Source organism: Cyclobacterium sp. 10D3-21, from assembly GCF_055809755.1.
On record NZ_CM147924.1, the window covers coordinates 1,911,484 to 1,935,353 of the forward strand.

Sequence of the window (23,870 nt, forward strand, 5' to 3'; positions counted from 1 at the left end):
CGGTTTAATTTTGTAGTTTCATTTTTTTTTTTAGTTTTAACTAAATAATTGTTTCATTTAAATTTTTATTATTTATGAAAAAGTTAATTAAAAAACCAGTTCTTTTCTTAGGTTCTCTGGGAGCATTGATTGGTTTAGGTTTTGTTTCTACTCAAAGTGCAGATGTAATTGCACAAGGAGAAATAGAATGGTGTGAATTTATTGATCATCCTCAATTTCCAGGTTGCTTGGCACCTGTAAATACTACCCCGTGTATTTGCGATTGGTGTTAATGTTTGTTAGTAGGACAAGTGATTTAGAACAAAATTTAATCACTTGTCTTGTTTAAAAAAAAAAAATATGAGATTTATTCTTTTAATGCTTACTGTTTTATTTTTTAGTTGTGAAAGCAACAATGAGAATAAAAGGCTTGATTACGAAGACTTGTCTGTTTCTATTCCCATAACTGGTACCATTCCTTCAAATCCAGGTATTACTCAACTCATTGAATCAGATTCAGGGAATTACTTATTTATTTACAATGGATACAATAAAAGTTATAACTATTTGGCATTTGATTCTGGCAAACCTGTCTTGGAAATACCATTGGTATTTCAAGAAAAGGATGGAATAAGACAAATATCGGGAGGTAGTCTAACATCTGAAGACAGTATCTGGAATTTGGCCAGTCCTTCAAGTATTATACTCTTAAACGCAAAAGGAGAAGTTCAACTTAAAAAAGAATTCAAAAATGAATTGAATCCTGTAATGTACCTGTCTGCATTTCAACATAGGGCGCTATTTAAAAATGGCTCTAAAGTCTATGGAACTCAACCATTATTTGCAGATCACCACAATATGAATAAAGAAGATATCAAAAGCCATCAATTATTTTTTAGTTACGATATCGATACTGACAGTGTTGAATGGTACGATGTATTTTACCCAGACGGTTTCTGGAATAAGGGGAAAAAACTAGCCGAATTTTCTTGGGCAAAAAGGGAAAATAAATTGTATATCGCTCCCTGGTATGACCATCAAATCCAGGTTTTTGATTTGACTACTAATAAAATAATTGATAGAAAAGAGGTCAAATCAAATGATGTCAATAACTTTTTATATGTTAATGAATTACCTGAAAATCAAACCAAGGGATACATTGACAGATTGATCTATGATAGGTACGAGTCTCTTATCTATGATAAGTACCGTGATGTATTCTATAGGATCTTCCTTCCTGGTATGGAAATACCAGAAGATTTTTCTATGGAAAAGATAAAAGATTTAAATTGGTTTAGGAAGGATGTTGGGGTAATGGTTTTAGACCCTGATTTAAATATTCTTGGAGAAACTGTATTTAAAGAGTACGAGATTTTTGGTGCCTATAATTTTTTCGTTGGAGAACAAGGACTATATCTTTCAACAAATAATATTTTTAATCCTAATTTTGATGAAAACCACCTAAATTATAAAATGATAAAGTTTGATATCAGTGATTAGTTATGGTGAAATTTTAATTAAGCTTTTTATCAGCGTACCTTAAAAATATAACTTGATGTTGAAAAATGCAGGAAGAAAGTCGATTATAGATATTGCCGAGTTGATTTTGATAATGCCACTATTATTGAGCTGCCAGACTGATCAGGGCAAAGCCTATATGGAGCGAATAGGAATGGAAAGCGATCAATTTACCTCATTTGTTATTGTGCTGGACTATGGTTGTCACACTTGTAAGGATCAGTTTTATGAATATGTCCTAAAAACATTCCCCGAACAAAGTGCGGTGATCTTTAAGCACAAACCAGATCAAGCTACAGTTTTACCTTTGGTTGGTTAAAAGAATGAGAATCGGAATTGATTAGGCTGATAGAGGTTCCTGTTCAACCCCGTCCGGGGTTGTAGTGTTTGTTGTATGTACCCAATCCGTGGGTTGCCACCCACGGCTATTATTGTTCAGGCCCTCCAGGCCTGGGATGATGAGTATAATAAGTTCAGAATTAACTTAATTATATAATATTCGGTGTGGGGATTGGCAATACTGGCTGAGGAATATCCCGTGGTTGCGGTGGCTGTGTTGTCTCCAGTGCACTGGCTCCGGTAATTGCGATATCTAAGTTGACTCCGGTGGCTGCGGTGGCTGAGCTTGTCGAAGTCATCGAAGTTGTTGTATCCATCGGGTTTAATAGTGCCGATTGCTTTTAGAAATCACCAACCTTGACGAAGTAATATTTACTGACGAATAAGCTTTCAGGGTGTGAAGTTTTGTAATGAGAGCAGCTTTGGGTAAAGCGACCCTGTCCATTGATTTTTTTAAGCCACGTAATAACTTGTTCGTAATCTAAACCCCGGTAGGGGTGATATTTTTGTAGCCAGTGGCGTCAGCCACTGGTTTAGTAAATTATCAGTTGATATGATTTTGGCGGTATTGTTGCTCTTTTCTGCAACAATGCTGACAAAATCACAACGTTTATTTCTTGTCAAAAACGGGCATGAGGTCAAATCAAATTACCCAGCCTAACTAAAATGGCGAAATCCCTCAGTACAGGGTGTCAAACCTATGTTAAAATGCAAAACCAAATCCCAGCCTTGGAAAAGGTCAGCGAAACCACTTTTACCTAAGAACTCCCTTACTATTTACTGGTTTTTTCCAGTTGTTTGATCATTACCGCGAAATCCTTGGGGTAAGGTGCTTCTGCACTTATTTTTTCTCCGGAAAGGTCTGTAAAGGAAATGGCAAAAGCATGCAGGGCCACCCGCTGCATGATGGGGCGCTCTTCTGTGTCTTTTTTCAGGTTAAACTTGCGTTTAAGACTGGATAGGAACAATGGCTTGCCACCATAAAGCTCGTCACCACAAATGGGAGCACCCAGGTAAGCCAGGTGAATTCTAATTTGATGAAGTCGACCGGTGATAGGTTTACAAGCGATAAGGGTATGTGAAAAATAAGTTCTGACGGTTTTGAAAATGGTTTGCGCAGATTTTCCATTCACTACTATTCGTGCGATTCCGTTATTGCTGGCCGTAAGGTTCCTGTCAACCATTACGCCATCAAAGTCATGGATGCCATCAGCCACAGCATGGTATACTTTTTCCACCTTCCTGTCCTCAAACTGCATCGCAATATTTCGATAAGCTTCAGGGTTTTTGGCGAAAACCAGGCAGCCAGATGTTTCTTTGTCCAGCCGGTGACATACCTGAATATCTGAGAATTCCTGCTTGGCAAGAGCAAGCATGTTTTGCGCCTCATGCCTGTCTTCCAATGTAGAAAAGTAAGGAGGCTTGTTGACTATTAGGTAATCATCAGTTTCTTTAACTACCAATGATTTAAAATCGATCTTTTTCATACCGTTGTGTTTCGATACAAAGTTCCGAAATTAGCCAATAAAAAAAAGCCTTATTGAAAACACTTGGGTTTATTTTTTTGATTTGGCTCCCTGCACCTCCAAAACTTTGGCGGCATGAGGCAGCTCAAAACTAAAAACAGAGCCTTTTCCTGGGGTAGAACTTACCGCTATCTTGGACTGATGCCCTTCTAAAATATGCTTGACAATGGCCAAACCAAGTCCGGTACCTCCATTTTCTCTCGACCGGCTTTTTTCTACCCTGTAAAAACGCTCAAAAATTCGCTTCATGTCTTCTGGTTGAATGCCGATTCCCTGGTCTTTTACTTTTACCGTCAGGTGATTTTTATGTGCATTTAATTGGATCGTAACGGAACCAGCCTCTTTGTTGTATTTTATGGCGTTGGAAACGAGGTTTTGTAAAACCCTGAATATTTTATCCTTGTCTGCGTACGATTGGAAACTTGCTTCTTTGTCATATCGGAAGGCCATGCTGATGCCCTTCTTCTGGGCCTTGCCTTCCAGTTGCTCCATGACCTCAAGTATGGTTTCTTTAAGGTCAAAATTGATTGGATGAAACCTGATGAACCCACTTTCTATCTGGTTTAGTGTGATCAAGTCCTGTACTAAATCCTCCAGGTTGTTAAGACTCTTGGCCGCTCTATTTAAGAATTTGTCCCTTACTGTATGGTCTTCTACTGCGCCATCCATTAAGGTGTGAATATAACCTTGAGCAGCAAAAATGGGGGTTTTCAACTCATGGGATATGTCCGCTATGAACTCTCTTCGGAAGGTTTCATTCCTTTGCAGGATTTCAATTTCCCTGTTTTTAGCTGCGGCATAGTCATGAATGTTCGCCTGAATGCTTTTTAAAGGTGGGAGAGAAGCTTTTATTTTATTGGAGGCATTAAAGGTGGTGTCCTTTTTTTGGATTTTCTCCAGCACACTATAAATATTGCCAATTTCTCTAAAAATAAGGAATTCAAGACTGAGGTGAATCAAAAGGTAAGCAATAGAAAAAGTCAAGGTACCAGCAGCCAAAAGTATTATAGAATTGGAGGCTTCTAAAAGGGATAAAAAGGCTACCAATAGCAAAGCGATGGATATGGCCAGCCCAAATGCAATACCTTTGGAGGTGTTAATCATGAATTGAATTTATAGCCCACTCCTTTGACAGTAAAGATATAATCGTCACCTATTTTTTCTCTTATTTTACGGATGTGTACATCTACAGTTCTCGCCAATACAAACACATCGGTTCCCCAGATATTTTTCAGCAATTCATCCCTACTAAAAACCGTATTGGGGTTTTTGGCTAGAAAGTGGATCAATTCGAATTCTTTTTTTGGAAGCACGATTAATTCCCCATCCTTTAGCAGGGTGAAGCTGGTTCGGTCTATTATTAAATCTTTAATGGTGATTTTATTGGTGTCACCCTCTTTTTTAATTTCACGGCGAAATAAAGCTGCAATACGACTTACCAAGGCCCGGGGTTTGATAGGTTTGTGTATATAATCATCCGCACCCACATCAAATGCTGCCACTTCTGAGTATTCCTCTGACCTGGCAGTGAGAAAAATAATAAAAGTGTTTTTTAAGTCAGGGTTTTCGCGCAGCTGTCTGCAGGTTTCTACGCCATCCTGGTTGGGCATCATGATATCCAAAAGAATGATGTCAGGTTTGAAAATTGCTGCCTTTTTTACTGCATTAATTCCGTCGCCTGCTGAGTTAACCTCATAGCCTTCTTTTTCCAGGTTATAGGTTAAGATTTCAATGATATCCTCCTCATCATCTACTACCAATACCCTTTGCTTCTGATTGTTACCCATTGCTTGATTTCCTAAAAAAACAATTTATTTTAATTAAGTCACAAAGATAAGGATTATAAAAAACAATTAAGTGTTTGACACCTGAACTGTCCAAATAGCCAATAGCTGCGGAAATAAAACTGCATACAATGTGAAATTAGTTTTAACTTAATGTTAATTATTTGTTTCGTAGCCCTTCAGCAGAGACGATCTCCATATTAATAGAACCGACAAACATACTCGCCTTTATTTTAACAGGAATACGGTTTTGGTCGGCAGTAATCCATATTTTGATGGGTTTTTTACCCCGGAAGAGTTTATTGCTCGGCATTTCAGGGCTGAAAATATAGGTGTCAAAATCTCCAATATCTGTGGAAATATCATCCATCCCTTCGTATGTTAATTTTAAGTTATAATTTTTCTCGTCAAAGAATCCTTTGATGTCTATTTTATCACCTTTTTTTAATCCTGTGAAATCCATCGTCCTCAATAAATAATAACCACTGACGATGTCCTGTACCTGGTAGGGGATGTCATAGGTATTTCTTTCCTTTATATTTTCATTTTCCCTATCGAACAGTTTCCTGCTGGCTACTTGATCCTCATGATCAAAATCAATGATTTCATGTTTTCTATAATTGCCCTCTTCGATATGTCTATACGATCGATAAGGAATTATTTGTGCGGTATCAATATAGCTTCCCCAATTGTCTTTAACATAAAACAGCTTGAAAATATTCAGCGTTTTCCCGTAAACATCAACTTTGTAGGTAGGTTTTCCATTGATATAATGGATGTTATCATCAATGACCATTTTGGCTTCTGCAGCATTAAATAGGAAATAGCTCACGTTAAATGTGAGCGTTTCTCCTTTGGTAAACGCTTCATTGTTTTTGACATTGGACTGACTTGATGAGGCCGTTTGAAAAAACAACAGTAGCACTATAATAAAAGATTGAAGGTACATGATCATGCCTTTTTTAATTGGTTTACTTCAAAGTTCATACCATTGTGGATTTCAAGCACTGATGTTTGATTATCCAAATGTACTATAATGTATTGCGCTAACAATGGTTATTCAATAGTTGTTAATGAACTCCCTAATGTTTACTTTCACATTAGGAATGAACATTAGCGAATATCTGAAGAGAGAATATGAGTGTAAATACTGAAAAATTAAAAGCCCTACAGCTTACGCTGGATAAGTTGGAGAAAACTTACGGCAAAGGGACTGTAATGAAATTAAGCGATAATGTGGTTCTTGATGTGCCTGCTATTTCTACAGGATCCTTAGGTTTGGACATGGCGCTAGGCATTGGGGGAGTACCCAGAGGTAGAGTCATAGAGATTTATGGACCGGAATCTTCCGGAAAAACTACACTGTCTATGCACTGCATCGCTGAGGCGCAAAAAGCAGGCGGATTGGCTGCTTTTATAGATGCAGAACATGCTTTTGATAAAGCCTATGCGGAAAAACTGGGGATAGATACTGAGAATTTGCTAATCTCCCAACCAGATAGTGGAGAACAGGCACTAGAAATAACGGAACACCTTATCAGGTCCGGAGCCATTGACATTATTGTCATAGATTCTGTAGCTGCCTTGGTTCCAAGAGGAGAGCTTGAAGGCGAAATGGGAGATTCCAAAATGGGACTTCAGGCCAGATTAATGTCTCAAGCGCTAAGAAAGCTTACTGGGGCCATCAATAAAACAGGTTGTGCGTGTATTTTTATCAATCAACTGAGAGAGAAGATCGGTGTGATGTTTGGCAATCCTGAAACCACGACCGGTGGTAATGCACTTAAATTTTATGCTTCTGTTCGACTAGATATTCGTAGGATAGGCCAAATTAAAGATGGTCCAGACAATATTCTAGGCAATAGGACCAAGGTAAAAGTGGTCAAGAACAAAGTGTCACCTCCATTTAAAGTGGTAGAATTTGACATCATGTATGGTGAGGGTATTTCCAAAGTAGGAGAGATTATTGACCTTGGTGTTGAATTTGAAATTGTTAAGAAAGCAGGGTCATGGTTTTCCTATGAAGGGAATAAATTAGGCCAGGGAAGAGATGCGGTAAAAAACCTTCTTTTGGACAATCCTGAGCTTATGGATGAAATAGAACTTAAGATCAAAGAAAAAGCAGGGATACTTAAATTGGATAAGGAAAAAGCAAAGTCTGGTAAAAAGCCCAAGGCTGAAAAATAAATTCATTTAGAATAAAAAAATCTGGTAGTTGTGATCACATTCTGATAGCAACTACCGGATCCATTTTTGCGGCCAGTGAGGCAGGTATTATTCCAGAAATAATACCAATAGCAGAAGACAATACCAATCCCAGGACAATATTTTTAAAGGTGAGTATAATCTCCAAGTTGCCCAAAGAGACAAAAGTGGCGGCATAAACGATTAAAAGTCCTGCTAAACCTCCAATTAGACTTAAGACTGTAGCTTCGAATAGAAACTGAAGCAGAATAAAATAATTTTTAGCGCCAAGAGACTTTTGGATACCTATAATTCCAGTGCGTTCTTTTACCGATACAAACATGATATTGGCAATTCCAAAGCCACCAATTAAGATTGAGAATCCACCGATTACCCCTCCAGCAATTGATATGACCGCAAAGATAGAGCCTACGGCATCTTGGATAAATTCAGATTTATTTAAAGCGAAATTGTTTTCAGTTGTCGGTTTTAGACCTCTTTTTGCCCTTAGGAGTCCTGCCATTTCATTTTCCAACATCACCAGTCCAGGGTCATCATCCTTTCCTTTGGCAGCAATTATAGGTTCACGACCATTTTTTCCAACGTAGAATAGCTTGGAAAAAGCGCCATAAGGAATGATTAAAGCCTCATCTTTTGAAGGGGTGTCGAATAATCCTTCTCCTTCTTCTACAAAAAGGCCAATGACGGTGAATTTTAAACCTTTAATTTTGAATGATTTCCCTAGTGGATTTTGTCCTGGAAACAAGGCTTCTCCTATCTTTACACCTACAATGGCAACATTTCTTGCGGCATTTATTTCCATTTCGGTGAAGAACCTACCTTGATCAATAGGAACATCATAGACGTCTTTGTGATTAAATACGACCCCATCTAAATTGGCCATCTCATAAGAATTACTGTTTGCTTTTACGGTAGTTCTTGTGTTAGCAGAAATAGTAACCGCTGCAGCGCTTTTTAATCGTTCATCTAAAAAAGTAAACTCAGCATACGTTCCCGGAGGTCTTCTAAAGTATCGCCACCAAGGGTAATCCTGGCCTCCGGCAGCAAAAGGAAATCGATCGACCCGAACCACATTACTTCCCAGAAAAGTAAGACTGTCCTTGATGTTCTTTTCTAGTGAATCCACCAGCGTAAAAACAGCAATGATAGCAAAGATACCAACCGTAACGCCTAATAGAGAAAGGATAGTCCTTGTCAAATTAGACTTCAATGCATCCATTGCAAAGCGAAAGCTCTCCCAAATAAGTCTAAATACGATCAAATTATAATATTATTTAAAACAATTTGACAATATAAATAGAATCTGGCTTAATTCTTATTAACTTTGCATTTTTTACGATAATTACGTTTAATAGGTATTTCCTAAATATATACATATATGAAGTTATCAGATTTCAAGTTTGAAATTCCAAAAAAACTTATTGCCCTTCATCCCCCAGAAAACAGGGATGAGTCCAGATTGATGGTTATTCATAAGGATACAGGTAAAATAGAACATAAAATTTTCAAAGATGTCATTGATTATTTTGATACAGGAGATGTTTTTGTAACCAACAATACAAAGGTATTTCCGGCCAGACTTTATGGGAATAAAGAGAAAACTGGTGCAAAAATCGAGGTCTTTTTGTTAAGGGAACTCAATCAGGAACTAAGGCTATGGGATGTATTGGTGGATCCAGCTAGAAAAATCAGGGTAGGGAACAAACTTTATTTTGGGGACAGTGATTTGGTTGCAGAAGTAATCGATAATACTACTTCCAGGGGCCGAACTATCCGCTTTTTGTTTGATGGAACGGATGAAGAGTTTTACAAGACCATAGATACGCTTGGTGAGACACCGATATTGAAAGACTTTATTGAGCGGGATGTTGTAGATGCGGACAGAGAAAGGTATCAAACCATCTTTGCAAAGCATGTTGGTGCAGTAGCTGCTCCTACGGCAGGTCTGCATTTTACCCATCATTTGATGAAACGCCTTGAAATAAAGGGTATTGAGGTTAGTCCAATTACTCTGCATATTGGCTTGGGAACTTTTAGACAGGTAGATGTGGAAGACCTTACGAAACACAAGATGGATTCTGAAAATTATGACATCCCTCAAGGAACCGTGGACCTTGTTAACAGGGCCCTAGACCAAAAGAAAAGGGTAGTTTCTGTAGGAACCACTCCTTTAAAAACCATAGAGTCTTCTGTTACAGCCAATGGCCGATTAAAAGCTAGTAGTGGATGGACAGACAAGTTTATCATCCCTCCATACGAATTCAAAATTGCCAACGCAATGATCACCAATTTTCATTTGCCTGAGTCTACTCTATTGATGACTGCCTCGGCATTTGGAGGATATGATTTGATCATGAAGGCTTACCAGGAAGGGATTAAAGAGAATTACAAATTTTTCAGTTATGGAGATGCCATGCTGATTATCTAGTAGCAATTTTTGCTATAAAAAAATAAAAAAGCCCTGTCAATTATAATTGACAGGGCTTTTTTGATTGTGTGTATAATTAGGATTAATTTATCCCAACTTCTTCTTCAAATAGCTCCAAGGCTTCTGGTTTTCCGACCACATAGACGATGTCTCCCAGCTTAATTTTCGTGTGGCCCGTAATTTCTGTTACCGTTTTCCCATCTCGTTTGATGGCAACCAAATTAAGGCCTGAATTTTCTCTTAAATTACTGTCCTTGATGGATTTACCTATAAATGCTCCATGGTCTTTTTCAATTTTAATACCTGAAAAATTAATTTCCGGTAGGTCCAATGTTGGAACTGCATTGTCATTAGAAGGGGTACGGAAAACTTCATAATTATGATGCCTAACGTCTATAGTGAATTCATCAATTTCGCCTTTTGGAACGAGGTATTTGTACAAGACTCTTGTGAAAATTTCAATAGAGGTTTCAAATTCTTCAGGAATGACCTCATCAGCACCTTGGTTGAGCATGGATTCAATCTCATTGACATATCTTGTTCTAACAATGATAAAGACACTTTGTGACGTCAACCTGATGTTTTCGATTATTCCACTCGTTGCAGGTTGGTTAGAAATGGCAATAACAGCCACCCTTGCCTTGTGAATTTGAACGTGCTCAAGGACTACAGCATTGGCAGCGTCACCGTAGATAATGGGTTCACCTTTTGCTGCCTCTACTTTTACAGTTTCAGGGTTCATTTCAATAATTACATAAGGGATTTTCGCCCTTTTTGCTGCTCGGGAAAGATTTCTCCCATTCAATCCATAACCGATGATGACCAGGTGATCATTGAGCAAATCTTTCTCAAGATTCAATTCGGGTACCTTCGTTTGTTGCTCAAGTTTATCCTTAAATTTTTGAGGCATCGGGATGTTCAGTACTTTGCATGCGAGGTTTTCTCGTTGCTTAAGTACGAATGGGGTAATGATCATGGTCAGAATAGAGATTGCAAGGAAAAATTGGTAAGTATTATTGTCCAGTAATTCATATTTCAGCCCTTCTTTGGCAAGTAAAAGTGAGAACTCACCGACTTGAAAGATGGAGAAAGCCACGATAAAAGATTCTTTATAACTAGTCCCTAATGACTTTACAGCAATTGAAGTAACTATAAATTTTACAATAAAAGTAAGTGCGACCAAAGCCAAAATAAGTAAAAAATGTTCGGCTAGAAAGCTAATGTCAAAAAGCATTCCTACGGAAACAAAAAAGAAGCTTAGAAATATTTCCCTGAATGGCAGGATTTTGCCAGTAGCATGGTGGCTATATTCAGATTCACTGATAATCAAGCCTGCTAAAAAGGCCCCCAAACCTAGAGAAAGGCCAAGTAATGAGGTGACATAAGCTACAGCAAAACAGGTTACTATTATGCTCAAAAGGAAAAGTTCTTCATTTTTAGTTTTTGCCACTCTGTACAATAACTGAGGGATCAGGTATTTGGCACTGATGATGGTGAGTACAATTACCAAGCCTCCCTTAAGCGCCAGGTAGAAAAGCGATAGGAGGACGTTGTCGGACTCTCCAGCCAACATAGGGGTGAACAGTACCAAGGGGACAATAATGATGTCCTGGAAGATCAATATAGCTAGTGTGGTACGTCCTGAAATGGTGTTGACCTGTCCTGATTCCTGCAATAATTTCAATACAATGGCGGTACTACTCAAGGCAAAAAGGAACCCAAAGAATACCGCTATGTTCCAGCTGAAACCAAACAAATAACTGATCAATGCGGTGACACCAATGGTTAGGGTCACCTGCAGGCTTCCACCAATAAATACCGCTTTTTTGATGGCCATCAAGCTTTTTAGTGAAAACTCCAGGCCAATCACAAATAGCAATAATATTACCCCGATTTCTGATAAAACCTCCACAGCTGTAGAAGCATAGACAAGCGAGAGCCCATAAGGTCCGGCAATGGCGCCTGTAAGTAAGTACCCGATAATGGTCGGTAGCTTGAGTCTCATAAAGAGCAGAATTACCAAAGTGGCTAACCCAAAGATTACTACGATGTCGGATAATAAGGGTAGTTCTGCTACTGCTAATATAAAAGGGTTCATAGTACGGGTAATTGAAAAGAAATGGGTTAGAAAGATACTATAATAAAAAGAATTCTACGCTAAGGAGTCGAGTTGAAAATAATTGACCCTTTAACGCAGGGTGTAATGGAGGTTTTAGTTTTATTAATATATTAAACCCAATCGCTTATAAATGAAATGCATCAACCATGCGGGACCAATTAGTAAGAATTGGACATCTTTAAAAAAAGATGGTTTTTTGCCTTCAATTTTATGACCATAAAATTGAAATACCCAAGCTATAATAAAAAGGAATGTACAAAAAAGCCATAGTGGGAATGGCAAATAATAGGTCAATAAATTTGCTAATGCCAGGCATATGGATGAAAATAAAAACATTCCCAAAGCCAAAGGAGGGGAGAGGGCAAAATAATAAAACAAGACTAGCACCAACGTAATAGTCGCCCAGTTGGTGAAGTTGCTTAACAGAAAATCCAGATAAGTCAATGGTCCTGGAGGTATGCTGTAGATTAATCCCACAATGCTAAAAAAGATTGCAGGAACACAAAACCAATGAATGGCTTTATTGGTAGGGTTTTGATGACTGATGCCGTATTCCTCTAATAGACCATCTATTTTCCTCATACTAATGTGTTTGGTGGGTAAAGTCTTTATAAGTTAAAAAAAAATCGCTAATATTCATATAATTTCTGCGAGTGAAATTTTATCCTTGGACTTTTGATTCGTTAATAATTTTCAAAGTGAATCTGGTCTAGAAGGCTAAAACATATAAATTTTTATAACTTTAAACTGGATTAAGCTTCGGGCTTAATTGTGAATAAAGAAAACAAAGGAATAACCTTGCTGTTGAATGTTAAATAATGGATTTGCTTATTTGTCGTTAAATCGAATTTGGCATCTTCATTAATGCTACAATAATGAATAAATTCTAGCCGTTGGGAAACAAAGGGATAGCGTCACGGGACGTTTTCTAAGAATAAAATGAAGTGGCTGGTTTTGTTAGGATTACTTCCTGCGGTAGAATGACTATAGTTTCTTTGAAGTTTAAGAAAGGAATAGAATGATTGTGGCATATTCTGGGTTTAACAATTAATGGCTGAATTTAAAATGTTTTCGACAAGTTGTTGTGTAACTTGTGCGTAATTTGAGTTTCACTTTTATGATGAATATACCAAACATACATGGGTAATACCTCAAAAAGACCTTCCATTTTGGAGGCATTATTTCCTATTGTTTTCTTGATGATTCTTCTGGTGATCAATATCAAAGTATTTGGGACGGAGGGTTTGTCTGGATCAAATCAATTGGTACTGATTATTTCAGCTGCGGTAGCTGGGCTTATTGCTGCTTTCAGGTTGAAGGTAAAGTGGGGAGTGATCCAAGATGGGATGATCAATAGTATTTCTTCAGCCATGTCTTCAATCCTTATCTTACTGTTGATAGGTGCACTGGCAGGAACCTGGATGTTAAGCGGAATTGTACCAGCAATGATTTATTACGGACTGAAGGTTTTAAACCCTACGGTGTTTTTGGTGGCGGCATGTATTGTATGTGGCGTAGTATCTGTCGCCACAGGCAGTAGCTGGACTACGGTGGCTACCGTGGGGGTGGCTTTGCTGGGTATAGGCAAGGCCCTGGGTTTTAGTGAAGGTTTAGTGGGAGGGGCTATCATTTCTGGGGCTTATTTTGGTGATAAAATGTCGCCCCTTTCAGACACCACTAACCTTGCACCTGCCATGGCAGGGACGGATTTGTTTACCCATATCAAGCATATGATGAAAACTACCATTCCTTCGATCACCATTACCTTAATAATATTTGGTGTGATAGGTTTGATGGGAAATCCTAAGGGAACGATCGGTCAGGTGGAAGAAATCTCTGCTGTGATTTCCAATACATTCGCCATCAATGGTTGGCTGTTTATTGTTCCTGTAGTCATATTTCTACTTATCATTAAAAAAGTGCCCGCTATTCCCGTTCTGTTATGCGGAGCTATACTTGGAGCTGTTTTTGCAGTGATCTTCCAACAGGAAGTGATCCGTAACCTGGCAACTCTTTTGAACCTGGAAGGTGGTGTTTCTCTTCAATCTTTTAAAATCGTGATGATGGCACTTTATGGAGAGACTTCCATTGTCACATCCAATGAAATAGTGAATGAATTACTGATTACCGGAGGGATGTCAGGCATGCTTTATACCGTATGGTTGATTTTATGTGCGATGGCTTTTGGTGGTATTATGGAAGTTAGCGGTATGCTGAAAGTAATAGCAGAAGCTGTCATCAGTAAGGTGAATTCTGTAGGATCTCTAATTGCTGCTACTGCAGGCACTGGCTTGTTTTTTAATATCACCACATCAGATCAATACCTGGCCATTTTGGTTCCGGGAAGAATGTATGCCGATATTTATCGCAAACGTGGACTGAAGGGTGAAAATTTGAGCAGAACATTGGAGGACAGTGCAACTGTTACCTCAGTATTAATACCATGGAATACTTGTGGGGCGACTCAGGCATCGGTCCTTGGAGTGGCCACCCTGACCTATGCACCCTATTGTTTTTTCAATATAATTAGTCCAATAATGACAATATTGTTTGGCTATCTCAATTGGGGAATATCCTACTACTCTAAAAAGGAAATGAAATTAATCAACGAAGAAGAAATTGTGGCATGATTCCATTAAAAATAAGTAAAGAAGAAGTGAATGCATTGGACTTGGGGGCATTTCCAGGGAATATTATAATGGTAGAGGATGAAACAGGGCTTCGCGAGATGGAGCAAGATTTGAAAGCAAGTCAAATCATAGGATTTGATACCGAAACCAGACCAGCGTTCAGAAAAGGGGTAAGTTATGATGTAGCTTTACTTCAGCTTTCTACTACAGAGAATGCTTACCTAATTAGGCTTAACCATACCGGTTTTCCTCCTAGCGCCAAAGCAATATTGGAGAATTCGAATATCGTCAAAGTAGGTGCTGCGGTACGGGATGACCTAAAAGCATTGAAAAAAATTGCTCCCAACTTTGAGCCAGATTCTTTTTTTGATTTGAATGAAGAATTAAAGAGAGTAGGCTTCTTGAATGTAGGCGTAAGAAACCTTAGCGCTATGGTGTTGGGGATCAGAATTTCGAAATCTGAGCAAGTGTCCAATTGGGAAGCACCTGTGTTGACCGCCAAGCAAATGCTTTATGCCGCAACTGATGCCTGGGCTTGTCTGGAGATTTTCCTTAAATTACAGGAAGAGGGGCATTTGGATGAGATTTTTTCTATTTGAGGTGGTTGGCTGAAGGAACATCCGATAGTACTGCAAGGACCTCTTCTACCAGACTTTCTCTACATTCCAGTTTTATGAGGCAATTGTTGTCAAATTTCTGGGCGATTATCTTTAAGTCATATCGTTTTATGGTTCTCATTATTTCATCCATCGATAGGTATTCAAATGTAAAAGCAAGAGGTACCATGACGGTTTTTGTAATGATGTTTGCGGATAATAAAGCCTCAGCGGCAGCAGTTTTATAGGCGCGTATAAGGCCGCCAACTCCTAATTTGGTGCCGCCGAAATACCTGACAACGACAATCAATACCTGTGTCAATTCCTGAGACCTGATTTGACCCAAAATAGGGTCTCCTGCGCTGTGGTATGGTTCACCATCATCATTTGCCCGATAGGTTTCCATGTCCTTTCCCAGTATATATGCATAGCAATGGTGACGGGCATCATAATACTGCTTTTTGAGTTGTTGAATCAACTCCTGTATTTCTTCTTCGTCTTCTACCGGATAGGCAAATGATAAAAACTTACTCCCTTTCTCCTTATAAATACCTGTCGATGGTTTGTCAATACTGCGATAAGTATCCTCCATTATTATTGGCTTTGTTTAATAATCTCAATATTCATTTGCTAATTTAGTCATAAGAATTAATCTGATGAAGGAATCAATACATTGGTCTGCTCTGCGGGAAGAAGTAAAGCCTCTTGTGACGGTGATCTGCACTTGTTACAATCAAGGAGATTATGTAGCCCAGGCATTGGATAGCGTCTTGACTCAAACCTACAGGCCCATAGCACTTACCATTATAGATAACGGCAGTAGTGACCATTCAAAGCAAGAAATTAACTTATGGTTGGATAGAAACGCCAAAAAAATCCCTGTAAAATCAATCTTTCATGACAAACCCATGAACTATTGTAAATCTTTTAATCAGGCCTTTGCCAATTCACATGGGGATTTCCTTGTGGATTTGGCTGCAGATGATTTTTTTAATGCAAGGCATTTTGAGTTTGCAATGAAGCACTTACAGCAAAGTGAAGCCAAAGTTTATTTTTGCAATGCGTTAGAGCATTTTCCAAATGGAGAAATCCAATCCTTTTATTCAACAGATAATTCTGGAAAAGCGAATGTGCCAATAGTAGAAGGAAATGTTTTTGCTGAGGTGATCAAGAGATATGTCATTCCCTCTCCAACCCTGGTCATGGATGTAAAGGCATTTAAAGAGATTGGGTGTTATGATGAAAATTTGAGTTACGAAGACTTTGATATTCTGGTAAGAATGGCTGCTAGGTACCCTTTCGTGTACGGAGATTATTTAGGCGTAAATAAAAGAATTATTAAAAATTCTCTGTCTCAGCAACAATACCAATCAAAAATATCTCATTTGCTACCTTCTACTTTTATTGTTTGTGAAAAGATAGCGGGGATGGTCAGCACAGATCAAGAAAAGGAAGCACTTCGGCTGAGATTACTCAACGAAATAAAACACGCTACAGCATCCGCTAATTTTGATATTGCGTTGAGGATGCTGAAACTTTATAAAAAGCTTTATTCAGCGAATTTCAGCTACATACTCTTTTATGTATGGGCTAAAGTGAAATGTGACCTTTCTCCATTGTATGAAAAGTGGCGCAATAGGTCATTTAATTAAGCTCGGTTGTTATCCTGCACCAACGATGACTTCAAGCATGTCTTTCTGATCGAAATACTTATTCGCCATGGTCAATATGTCCTTACCGTCAAAATTAGTAATGTATTCAAGAAGACGTGTGTAATAATCAAAATCCAGACCCTGGAAATGTACCTGTTGGAAATGATTCATTTGATCAAAAGGGCTGCTGAAATTTGACAATAGACTCCCTGCCAAATAATTCTTGATGATTTCGAGCTCACCTGCAGCTACCGGTTCCGTTTTTAGGCGTTCAATTTCATTGTAAACTTCCTGAATTACCACTTCACCATAGCCACCCTTAACGTCAGCAACAGTCATCCAGTATTCATTCCCATTCAAATCCCCTAAGAAGCTGTTGATGCCATAAGTGTACCCTTTTTCTTCTCTGATGTTTTTGATCAGCCTACTTCCGAAATAGCCACCTAGAAGGGTGTTAAGAACAGACAATGCAGGATAATCGGGATGAGATTTAGGTACCATCCATTTGGCGATCCTAATGCTGGATTGTAAGGCCTCGGGTTTGTTTTCTACTTTTTTTGAAGGGATAATTTTACCAGTAGGTCGTGGGATTAGCTGTTCAGTGGATAAAGGTAAATCACTGAATGAGCTTTCAATTTGATACAGCTCCTCGTTGGAAAGTTGGCCAGTTAAGAAAATCTGGGGAGCTATCAAAAATTCATTATGGTAATAACGGCTAAGGTCATCTTGATTGATAGCATCTACATCTTTCTCAGTGACTTGATAACCGAAAGGATGGTCTTTTTCGAATAAGCTTCCTCGGATCAACTGATTTGCACGAGAAGAGGTTTGTTCTTCTTTAATGCTGATACTTAATTTTTTCTGGGATTTCCTTTTGTTAAGTTCTTTTTCCGGGAAAGTTGCATCTGTGAACAAAGACCTGAAAACAGGCAATACCTCCAAAAGGTGTTTTTTCGTAGTAAGCAGGCTTAATCCATGCTTTTCATAGCCCGAAATTACATCGACTTCAGACGCATGGAAATCAAAAAAGTCATCCAATTTTTCGGAGCTCATTGAATTTGTTCCTTCCAATAGCATGTGTAGCATAAAGTAAGGCAACAAGGGTTTAAACGGTGTGTTGTCTGAATTTTTTAGGGTGAAAATTATTTCAATTTTAACCGCATCTATATTTGGAAATGGAATATAATATAAAGGCGTTCCATTGGCCAAAACCCTTACTTCAGGAGGGTTAAGGTGAATTTTTTCAGGGAAACTATAATGGGGTGCAAGACTTCGGTCTATACTCATTTCTGAACGTTGTATTGCAGACTAAATCTAAGTGTTTCTGCCAAAGGGTGGTTTTGAACCTGCGGGACAAGGTAGGAAAAATCAAATCCAAGACGGTTATACTTAAACCCTACACCCATAGTGAAGTACCTTCTACCACCTTTTTTTGCGTTTTCATGAAAATAGCCTACCCTAAGTGCGAATTTATCATCATAGGAATATTCTGTACCAAATGATATCATCAATTCCTGTAATTCCTCACTGAATCCGTCTGGCGCATCCACAAATGAACCAAAAATGCCACTAATTAAAGGTCTTGAAGGGTCTTTCCCAGCTTCAATTTCAGGTTTACCAGTGTTGGGGTCGATGACCAATTGTCCATTTTCATCTTCTTTGTAAATGGGTGGACTTGGTACCATTAATTTGTTTAGATCCAGGGCAAACGTGATGTTATTTTTTTCATCCATTGGTATTGTTAGCGCTGTTCCAATTCTAAAATTGGTAGGGAGGTAATCCAAATCATCAGCACTATTATAGGTGATCTTGGGTCCGATATTGGAGAGGTTTATCCCCCAAGATAGAACACCTTCTTTATCGGAGATCAATATTTCTGAAGTGTGGTAAATCCCAACATCTGTACCTACTGATACTCCAGGTCTGCTTTCGTTGCCTCCTGAAGAACTAATGTTGCCAGATAAGTTGGAATGTATAAATCTTGCACTAATTCCTAAAGACAGGTTGTCAGAGAGTTTTCTGGAATAGGTACCTCCTATGGCAATATCCCTGGGACTAAATGCTCCAAGGGAGTTTCCCCGACCATCTGTTAAATCAATATCCCCCATATTAAAATACCTGAGGTCAATACCGAAGGCAGAAACATCGTCAATCCTTTTGTACCCGGTAAGATAGTTTAGAGACATATCGGGAACCAATCTTCCCAGCCAGGGAGAATAAGATAGGGAAAATCCCATGTCATCTTCAATGAACGCTAGCTTCGCAGCATTCCAATGTGCTGAGTTAGCATCAGGGGAAGTAGCTACCCCTGCATCTCCCATTGCTGAATGTCGACTGTCAGGAGCGAAATTCAAAAATGGGACTGCCGTAATTATAACCCTTCTGTTGGGGTCTTGTCCGGAGAGTACCACAGCATTTTGCGCTTTGGTGACGACCTGAAAGGAGCCGAATACCAACAAAAAAATAAAAATTGGGAAACTTTTTTTAATTGCTTTCATTGAATAATAATTTTACCTGCTAATATATCCGAAGTTGCATCCTCTTCAGAATATAGATTTAAATTGTAAAGATAAGTTCCTTTTATTAGATTCTTGGACTTACTGTTTAAAAATATCCATTGGATATCTAATATTGACCGTTCAGCTTTTGGAAAACGTCCTTGGTAAGAAAATATTTCAGTTCCTTGCAAAGAAAATATACTTAAGTTTAGATTCAAGGTTTCTCCTTGTCGGTTGTGGGATATTTTAAAGCTGACCTGATCACTCGCCGGGTTTGGGAAAACCGATAGGTTTTCTATTTTGAGGTGGTTACTGCCTATTACTTCCACCGTTTCAATGTGCTGGGTACTATTCCCCATTTGATCAATAGCCGTGAAAACAAGTGTATTTGTTCCTTCCTTTAAACCATTAGCCCAGGCTTTGATCCTGCCCGTATCATAACTCCCGTTTATGGCAGTGTAATAACTGGTTAGCGATATGGTTTCAGCACCATTTACCTGAAGTGAAAGATCCATTGGATCATTTATCCTAATTCCTGAATCATCAAATAATTGGACCCAAACAGGTGTGTTTCTAAATGAAATTACCTGCTTACTCAACAAACTATCCGCAATCCATACTTCCATCTTTGGTCCAATTTCTTCTGGAAGAATGTTAGATGATTTTGAGTTTGTAGCGATTTTAGTAGCACCAAATGCTTCCAGGTTTAAGGCTTCATGGCTGGCAAAAAGGCTGACTTGAAGTTCACCATTAGAATAGGCTGCTAAATCAGGAAGTAAGACTTCTCCGGAAAAACTTCCATTATCCACTCTTCCTGTACCACGAAACAAAGGTTGGTTATAATCAGTATAGGTGGTCTTTGGACTTTCATCGCCAAGTGTTTCCTTTTGCTGAGGAGGAGCACTGATGGTTATTTCATAGCTGCCGTTAAATTGAGTAATATTGGCGCCGGTTAATGGGTCTTCTACCTTGCCTTTATATTCAAGTCGATTGAGGCCAGTTAAGCGATCCGTCTTTATTTGAGTATCCAGCTCTATCCACTCCTTTGCGCTGGCTTTGTATAAAGGGAGGTCCAGTTTCAATGAAGGGTCACCAAGCAAGGAGAAATTTCTATTCAGTGGTCCGTTGAGACTATTGTTCTTTGTTTCTCTAAAAATCTCCCCCAATGTCAATGCCTCTCCCTGCTTAAATGCAACTTCTATAAAGGCTTTGTTTAGTTCGTAATTAATGCTGCTAAAAACAGGTCTTCCGGTAGTTAGGATCGCTATTACCCCTTTCTGCTCTGCAAGTAAAAGCTCTTCAGCCCCCGAACGAATAAAAGGGCTGTCGTGCCTGCCAAATTCACAAGTGGCAGTAACCATCACCGGGAACCGATTGGTTATCGGCCAGTCTTCAATGTCACTTACACTAAACAGCCCTTCAAAAGTTAGGTTAAGCCAACTGCCATGCCCAATATAATTAAGGAGCAAAAGTCCCTCTTTTATTTCTTTATTAAATGCTTCTTTGGCTTTTATCGCTGTTTGCTGGTTGTCCGTTAGTTCCTGAGGGAAGTTGTCAAGATATAGTTTTTTTAGTTCAAATTCAGGGGATTGGTCGTGGAGGTAGGCAGTATGCTTCTCTGAATCATTCAGATGTATATTATTGTCGCCATCGTCAGCCACGAATAAAAGGTTTTTTTTCCAATTGCCTTGATTTCCAGTCTGGTAAGTGATGATTTTGTCTACTGCTATTTTTGCTTCCCTGGAATTGATGGCAGGGATTCGCCCAATGCCTATTTGCATCATGTGATCCCCATCTGGGGTTTCCAACCATTCACCATCCCCCATCTCCAAAATGCCAAAATAATCATCTGAGCCATAGGTGGTCAATGGGTTTAGGCTAACTCTGGAGCTGTACGTAGGCACTAAGTTAGGTCTGCCACCTAACTTATGTTTGTAATCAAAACTGCCTTTCCCAAAGAACAAAACATTTTTTAAGCGGCTGCTTTTTTGCCAATAGTCAGCTATAAAATTCCGAATGCTTGTAATGTCTGGGTTACCATAGCCATAACTGTCATAAATATCGGTTGTCAAGACTACTTCAGTGGACAATCCATATGCGTTTTTAAAATCAGAAAGTCTTTTTGCCTGACCGTAAAGAAGGTCAGAGGTGATTATAATGAATTCGGGTTGTCCAGAAAGCAGGTCAATTCTTTGTTTTACTTGTTTGGGACTTGTTATTTCAGTTGTGTTTTCCGGGTCGAAAACGACTATTTTTTTTGAATCACTTACTTGAGATCCATTGGTTTTCAAATCCTTTACTTGATAAAAATCACTAACATCCCATAAGCCTGTAAAAGTGGATTCCAATGGGTAGGGTTTCTCATCAGGATTGTAATAAACTCCCTCAGGTAGTTGGGAGGAAGAAAACGGATAGCCTAAAAGGATGTTTTTCAAATAGCCGGTACCATTGGCGTGATCGGAGGAATAAGTGAGGACTATTTCTTGGGGTTTATTTCCTTGAGGTTTAGGAAAATTCGAGTCAAAGCCTACTTCACTTCCATTGATGGCATACCTGCTTTCAGGGACGGAAGGGATACTGGCCTCACCAATGACTTGGTTATTAGCGGCAAAGGTGAATTTACTTTCTGAATAGGATTTGGCCATCACTTGGGCCCAAATGGCAACAGGCCCATCGGAGTTTGGGGAAGGTTGGTTTATGGATAATATTTGGCTGCCTCTGTTTAAGGTTCGATAACCGTACCAATTCCTACCTGAGCTTAATAGGTTGTCCTCTTCCAATTTATGAATGGAAATTTGGAAGAGTTGCTTTGGTGGATAGAGGTCCTCATCGACTTCTAGAGAGCTGGCTTCTGACAAAACCCTTTTTACCGAAGGATTTCCGGTTTGGAGCAAGTAATAAAGTGTATCCGTATAGTGGTGCCCGTTTATTTTGGCTTTACCATCTTCGATGAGCACCTGGTCAGCTCCTTCAAGAAAAAAATACAATTTATCTCCTATTTTTTTCTGTGGGATTTCCTTTTGATAAAAAATACTACTGTCAATTTTTTGATTCAGCATGCCGGGATGTCCTAAAATGCTGATTTGATCAAGATTTCCAAGACCCCAGTCAGTGGCCTGACCTTGGCTTAGGTGGTAGATACCTTCTTCTAAAACCGGAAATTTATAAATTTGCTGGCCGTGGAGTGGCGTAAAGTAGTATAAGCTACCTAATACGCCAAACAAGAGTTTGAAAACAAATTTACCCCTTATCTCCATGACCGTCCATCCAGTTATTGACCAATGAAAGGCAAATATACGAAAGAACAGCGATTGGAATTCCAGCAAAGCCCAGGATCAGTATACCAAGCCCTGAGATGATAAGCACCAGATAACGCCATTGGTTTCCTTTCCAGTTAAAGTGTTTAAATTTTAATGCCAATAGTGGTAATTCGGCGGTAAGGAGGTAGGAGAAGAGCAAGGTTAAACCAGCGAGGAGCCAAGGGTTTTCCAGTCCATTTCCAATCCATATCACAGAAGAGCCCAATAGGGGCAAGGTAGAAAAAAACAGTGCATTGGCAGGTGTAGGTACGCCAATGAAGCTGTCTGCTTGCCTTTCATCAATATTGAATTTGGCCAACCTTAGGGCAGATTGGATGCCAATCACAAATGCAATGTAGGGAAGCCAGTCAGAAGTGCTGACAGACTCCAATAATAAAAAAATAATAAATGAAGGTAAAACCCCGAAAGTGACAAGATCAGCCAGTGAGTCTAACTCCTTACCAATGGGGCTTTGTACTTTTAACATTCTGGCTGCAAAGCCATCAAAGAAATCGAAAATGGCCGCTGCTATAATAAAATAGAAGCCATAATAAGGACCATTTACCATGACGAAATGAATTCCGATCATGCCTGAAAGTAGATTCAGGCTGGTTAGTGCATTTGGGATGTGTTTTTTTATGGTCAATTTACTGCATTTATTCCCACAAAGGGATTGTTTAACTTTTCATAACCAATCGTCGTTGATGGTCCATGCCCTGGGTAAACGATTACATCATCAGGAAGCTTAAAAAGTTTTTCCTTTATGGCATTAATAAGTGTGTCATGGTCTCCTCCAGGAAGATCTGTTCTGCCAATACTTCCCTGAAACAAGGTGTCGCCACCGATGCAGATTTTGGAGGCATCATTGTACAATACCAAATGTCCTGGTGAGTGGCCAGGAACCCAAATTGGCATCAATTCAGTATTTCCGAATTTAATTATTTCTCCTTCCTGTAAGAAGTGATCTACCTCGCTTTCCTGGTATTGGGCAAACCCATAATTAGGCGCGTAGGTACCTACAGCCTTCATAATTGGTTCTTCCTCAGCGTGAAACCAGAGAGGAATTTTATACGTTTTTTTGATAAAGGCATTGCCTAAAACATGATCTATATGACAATGGGTATTGATGATTTTTACTGGTTTCAGCTGTTCTTTGGTTATGAAATCATACAATATTCCTTTTTCTTGTTTTTCATAACAACCAGGATCAATGATTAGTGCTTCTTTTGTTTCATCAAATAAGATGTAAGTATTTTCCGAGAAAGGGTTGAAAGTAAATGATTTAATCTGCAGCATT

At 38.9% G+C, this 23,870-nt stretch carries 21 protein-coding genes; 8 read left to right on the forward strand and 13 right to left on the reverse strand.

What is annotated here, in order from left to right; all coding sequences use genetic code 11:
* Positions 1-74 precede the first annotated feature (74 nt).
* The 3 genes from AC0L7T_RS07865 to AC0L7T_RS07875 all read left to right on the forward strand — a co-directional run bounded on the left by AC0L7T_RS07865 (position 75) and on the right by AC0L7T_RS07875 (position 1,816).
* Positions 75-272: a hypothetical protein gene (locus tag AC0L7T_RS07865; RefSeq protein ID WP_473341993.1), complete on the forward strand. Its 198-nt coding sequence runs from the start codon at positions 75-77 to the stop codon at positions 270-272.
* 67 nt (positions 273-339) lie between these two features.
* Complete coding sequence (locus AC0L7T_RS07870; RefSeq protein WP_473341994.1) at positions 340-1,479, forward strand: DUF4221 family protein; 1,140 nt, start codon at positions 340-342, stop codon at positions 1,477-1,479.
* Between the two features lie 55 nt (positions 1,480-1,534).
* Positions 1,535-1,816, forward strand: coding sequence for a hypothetical protein (locus AC0L7T_RS07875; RefSeq protein WP_473341995.1), 282 nt, complete (start codon positions 1,535-1,537; stop codon positions 1,814-1,816).
* A 793-nt stretch (positions 1,817-2,609) separates the two neighbouring features.
* Here the strand turns inward: AC0L7T_RS07875 and AC0L7T_RS07880 are convergent.
* The 4 genes from AC0L7T_RS07880 to AC0L7T_RS07895 all read right to left on the reverse strand — a co-directional run bounded on the left by AC0L7T_RS07880 (position 2,610) and on the right by AC0L7T_RS07895 (position 6,101).
* Positions 2,610-3,323, reverse strand: coding sequence for an RluA family pseudouridine synthase (locus tag AC0L7T_RS07880; RefSeq protein WP_473341996.1), 714 nt, complete (start codon positions 3,321-3,323; stop codon positions 2,610-2,612).
* A 69-nt stretch (positions 3,324-3,392) separates the two neighbouring features.
* A complete protein-coding gene (locus AC0L7T_RS07885; protein WP_473341997.1) occupies positions 3,393-4,466 on the reverse strand; it encodes a sensor histidine kinase in 1,074 nt (357 codons plus the stop codon).
* Positions 4,463-5,149: a response regulator transcription factor gene (locus tag AC0L7T_RS07890; protein WP_473341998.1), complete on the reverse strand. Its 687-nt coding sequence runs from the start codon at positions 5,147-5,149 to the stop codon at positions 4,463-4,465. Before AC0L7T_RS07890 ends, AC0L7T_RS07885 begins: the two co-directional genes overlap by 4 nt.
* A gap of 157 nt (positions 5,150-5,306) precedes the next feature.
* Complete coding sequence (locus tag AC0L7T_RS07895) at positions 5,307-6,101, reverse strand: DUF3108 domain-containing protein (RefSeq protein ID WP_473341999.1); 795 nt, start codon at positions 6,099-6,101, stop codon at positions 5,307-5,309.
* Positions 6,102-6,283: 182 nt separating this feature from the next.
* Between AC0L7T_RS07895 and recA the strand changes: the two genes are divergently transcribed.
* Positions 6,284-7,333, forward strand: a complete 1,050-nt coding sequence (recA, locus tag AC0L7T_RS07900) for a recombinase RecA (RefSeq protein WP_020888899.1) — start codon at positions 6,284-6,286, stop codon at positions 7,331-7,333.
* A 34-nt stretch (positions 7,334-7,367) separates the two neighbouring features.
* Here recA and AC0L7T_RS07905 read toward each other — a convergent pair whose 3' ends face one another.
* A complete protein-coding gene (locus AC0L7T_RS07905) occupies positions 7,368-8,612 on the reverse strand; it encodes an ABC transporter permease (protein WP_473342000.1) in 1,245 nt (414 codons plus the stop codon).
* A gap of 117 nt (positions 8,613-8,729) precedes the next feature.
* Here AC0L7T_RS07905 and queA point away from each other — a divergent pair, with 117 nt between their 5' ends.
* Positions 8,730-9,779 (forward strand): tRNA preQ1(34) S-adenosylmethionine ribosyltransferase-isomerase QueA, encoded by a 1,050-nt coding sequence (queA, locus tag AC0L7T_RS07910; RefSeq protein ID WP_473342001.1) that lies wholly within the window; start codon positions 8,730-8,732, stop codon positions 9,777-9,779.
* Positions 9,780-9,861: 82 nt separating this feature from the next.
* Here queA and AC0L7T_RS07915 read toward each other — a convergent pair whose 3' ends face one another.
* Together AC0L7T_RS07915 and AC0L7T_RS07920 are read right to left on the reverse strand one after the other, a co-directional pair.
* On the reverse strand, positions 9,862-11,877 hold the full coding sequence (locus tag AC0L7T_RS07915; RefSeq protein ID WP_473342002.1) for a monovalent cation:proton antiporter family protein: 2,016 nt from the start codon (positions 11,875-11,877) through the stop codon (positions 9,862-9,864).
* Positions 11,878-12,000: 123 nt separating this feature from the next.
* Positions 12,001-12,480 (reverse strand): Mpo1 family 2-hydroxy fatty acid dioxygenase, encoded by a 480-nt coding sequence (locus tag AC0L7T_RS07920; RefSeq protein WP_473342003.1) that lies wholly within the window; start codon positions 12,478-12,480, stop codon positions 12,001-12,003.
* Between the two features lie 557 nt (positions 12,481-13,037).
* Between AC0L7T_RS07920 and nhaC the strand changes: the two genes are divergently transcribed.
* Positions 13,038-14,528, forward strand: coding sequence for a Na+/H+ antiporter NhaC (gene nhaC / locus AC0L7T_RS07925; protein ID WP_473342004.1), 1,491 nt, complete (start codon positions 13,038-13,040; stop codon positions 14,526-14,528).
* Complete coding sequence (locus AC0L7T_RS07930) at positions 14,525-15,127, forward strand: 3'-5' exonuclease (RefSeq protein ID WP_473342005.1); 603 nt, start codon at positions 14,525-14,527, stop codon at positions 15,125-15,127. Before nhaC ends, AC0L7T_RS07930 begins: the two co-directional genes overlap by 4 nt.
* Here the strand turns inward: AC0L7T_RS07930 and AC0L7T_RS07935 are convergent.
* A complete protein-coding gene (locus AC0L7T_RS07935; RefSeq protein ID WP_473342006.1) occupies positions 15,120-15,716 on the reverse strand; it encodes an IMPACT family protein in 597 nt (198 codons plus the stop codon). The two genes, AC0L7T_RS07930 and AC0L7T_RS07935, sit on opposite strands and share 8 nt — an antisense overlap.
* A 64-nt stretch (positions 15,717-15,780) precedes the next feature.
* Between AC0L7T_RS07935 and AC0L7T_RS07940 the strand changes: the two genes are divergently transcribed.
* Positions 15,781-16,776 (forward strand): glycosyltransferase family 2 protein, encoded by a 996-nt coding sequence (locus AC0L7T_RS07940; protein WP_473342007.1) that lies wholly within the window; start codon positions 15,781-15,783, stop codon positions 16,774-16,776.
* A 9-nt stretch (positions 16,777-16,785) separates the two neighbouring features.
* On the opposite strand, the gene AC0L7T_RS07945 is transcribed toward AC0L7T_RS07940, so the two are convergent.
* Genes AC0L7T_RS07945 through AC0L7T_RS07965 form a run of 5 tightly spaced genes read right to left on the reverse strand, consistent with a single transcriptional unit; the run spans position 16,786 to position 23,869 of the window.
* The gene (locus tag AC0L7T_RS07945; protein ID WP_473342008.1) at positions 16,786-18,063 is read right to left on the reverse strand and encodes a M16 family metallopeptidase; all 1,278 of its coding nucleotides are present in this window, start codon (positions 18,061-18,063) and stop codon (positions 16,786-16,788) included.
* Positions 18,060-19,274, reverse strand: a complete 1,215-nt coding sequence (gene porV / locus AC0L7T_RS07950) for a type IX secretion system outer membrane channel protein PorV (RefSeq protein ID WP_473342009.1) — start codon at positions 19,272-19,274, stop codon at positions 18,060-18,062. Before porV ends, AC0L7T_RS07945 begins: the two co-directional genes overlap by 4 nt.
* A complete protein-coding gene (porU, locus tag AC0L7T_RS07955; protein ID WP_473342010.1) occupies positions 19,271-22,531 on the reverse strand; it encodes a type IX secretion system sortase PorU in 3,261 nt (1,086 codons plus the stop codon). Before porU ends, porV begins: the two co-directional genes overlap by 4 nt.
* Positions 22,515-23,219 (reverse strand): CDP-diacylglycerol--serine O-phosphatidyltransferase, encoded by a 705-nt coding sequence (pssA, locus tag AC0L7T_RS07960; protein WP_473342011.1) that lies wholly within the window; start codon positions 23,217-23,219, stop codon positions 22,515-22,517. Before pssA ends, porU begins: the two co-directional genes overlap by 17 nt.
* Complete coding sequence (locus AC0L7T_RS07965) at positions 23,216-23,869, reverse strand: MBL fold metallo-hydrolase (protein ID WP_473342012.1); 654 nt, start codon at positions 23,867-23,869, stop codon at positions 23,216-23,218. The genes pssA and AC0L7T_RS07965 overlap by 4 nt, the downstream gene beginning before the upstream one ends.
* Position 23,870 lies beyond the last annotated feature (1 nt).

What these genes read in the sequence shown, in the direction of transcription:
- nhaC (WP_473342004.1), top strand. Translation starts at nt 13,038, where the DNA reads ATGGGTAATACCTCAAAAAGACCTTCCATTTTGGAGGCATTATTTCCT.
- AC0L7T_RS07885 (WP_473341997.1), bottom strand. Translation starts at nt 4,466, where the DNA reads ATGATTAACACCTCCAAAGGTATTGCATTTGGGCTGGCCATATCCATC.
- AC0L7T_RS07865 (WP_473341993.1), top strand. Translation starts at nt 75, where the DNA reads ATGAAAAAGTTAATTAAAAAACCAGTTCTTTTCTTAGGTTCTCTGGGA.
- AC0L7T_RS07890 (WP_473341998.1), bottom strand. Translation starts at nt 5,149, where the DNA reads ATGGGTAACAATCAGAAGCAAAGGGTATTGGTAGTAGATGATGAGGAG.
- AC0L7T_RS07940 (WP_473342007.1), top strand. Translation starts at nt 15,781, where the DNA reads ATGAAGGAATCAATACATTGGTCTGCTCTGCGGGAAGAAGTAAAGCCT.
- AC0L7T_RS07945 (WP_473342008.1), bottom strand. Translation starts at nt 18,063, where the DNA reads ATGAGTATAGACCGAAGTCTTGCACCCCATTATAGTTTCCCTGAAAAA.
- porU (WP_473342010.1), bottom strand. Translation starts at nt 22,531, where the DNA reads ATGGAGATAAGGGGTAAATTTGTTTTCAAACTCTTGTTTGGCGTATTA.
- AC0L7T_RS07935 (WP_473342006.1), bottom strand. Translation starts at nt 15,716, where the DNA reads ATGGAGGATACTTATCGCAGTATTGACAAACCATCGACAGGTATTTAT.
- porV (WP_473342009.1), bottom strand. Translation starts at nt 19,274, where the DNA reads ATGAAAGCAATTAAAAAAAGTTTCCCAATTTTTATTTTTTTGTTGGTA.
- AC0L7T_RS07895 (WP_473341999.1), bottom strand. Translation starts at nt 6,101, where the DNA reads ATGATCATGTACCTTCAATCTTTTATTATAGTGCTACTGTTGTTTTTT.
- AC0L7T_RS07920 (WP_473342003.1), bottom strand. Translation starts at nt 12,480, where the DNA reads ATGAGGAAAATAGATGGTCTATTAGAGGAATACGGCATCAGTCATCAA.
- recA (WP_020888899.1), top strand. Translation starts at nt 6,284, where the DNA reads ATGAGTGTAAATACTGAAAAATTAAAAGCCCTACAGCTTACGCTGGAT.
- AC0L7T_RS07875 (WP_473341995.1), top strand. Translation starts at nt 1,535, where the DNA reads ATGTTGAAAAATGCAGGAAGAAAGTCGATTATAGATATTGCCGAGTTG.
- AC0L7T_RS07930 (WP_473342005.1), top strand. Translation starts at nt 14,525, where the DNA reads ATGATTCCATTAAAAATAAGTAAAGAAGAAGTGAATGCATTGGACTTG.
- AC0L7T_RS07870 (WP_473341994.1), top strand. Translation starts at nt 340, where the DNA reads ATGAGATTTATTCTTTTAATGCTTACTGTTTTATTTTTTAGTTGTGAA.
- AC0L7T_RS07915 (WP_473342002.1), bottom strand. Translation starts at nt 11,877, where the DNA reads ATGAACCCTTTTATATTAGCAGTAGCAGAACTACCCTTATTATCCGAC.
- queA (WP_473342001.1), top strand. Translation starts at nt 8,730, where the DNA reads ATGAAGTTATCAGATTTCAAGTTTGAAATTCCAAAAAAACTTATTGCC.
- AC0L7T_RS07880 (WP_473341996.1), bottom strand. Translation starts at nt 3,323, where the DNA reads ATGAAAAAGATCGATTTTAAATCATTGGTAGTTAAAGAAACTGATGAT.
- AC0L7T_RS07965 (WP_473342012.1), bottom strand. Translation starts at nt 23,869, where the DNA reads ATGCTGCAGATTAAATCATTTACTTTCAACCCTTTCTCGGAAAATACT.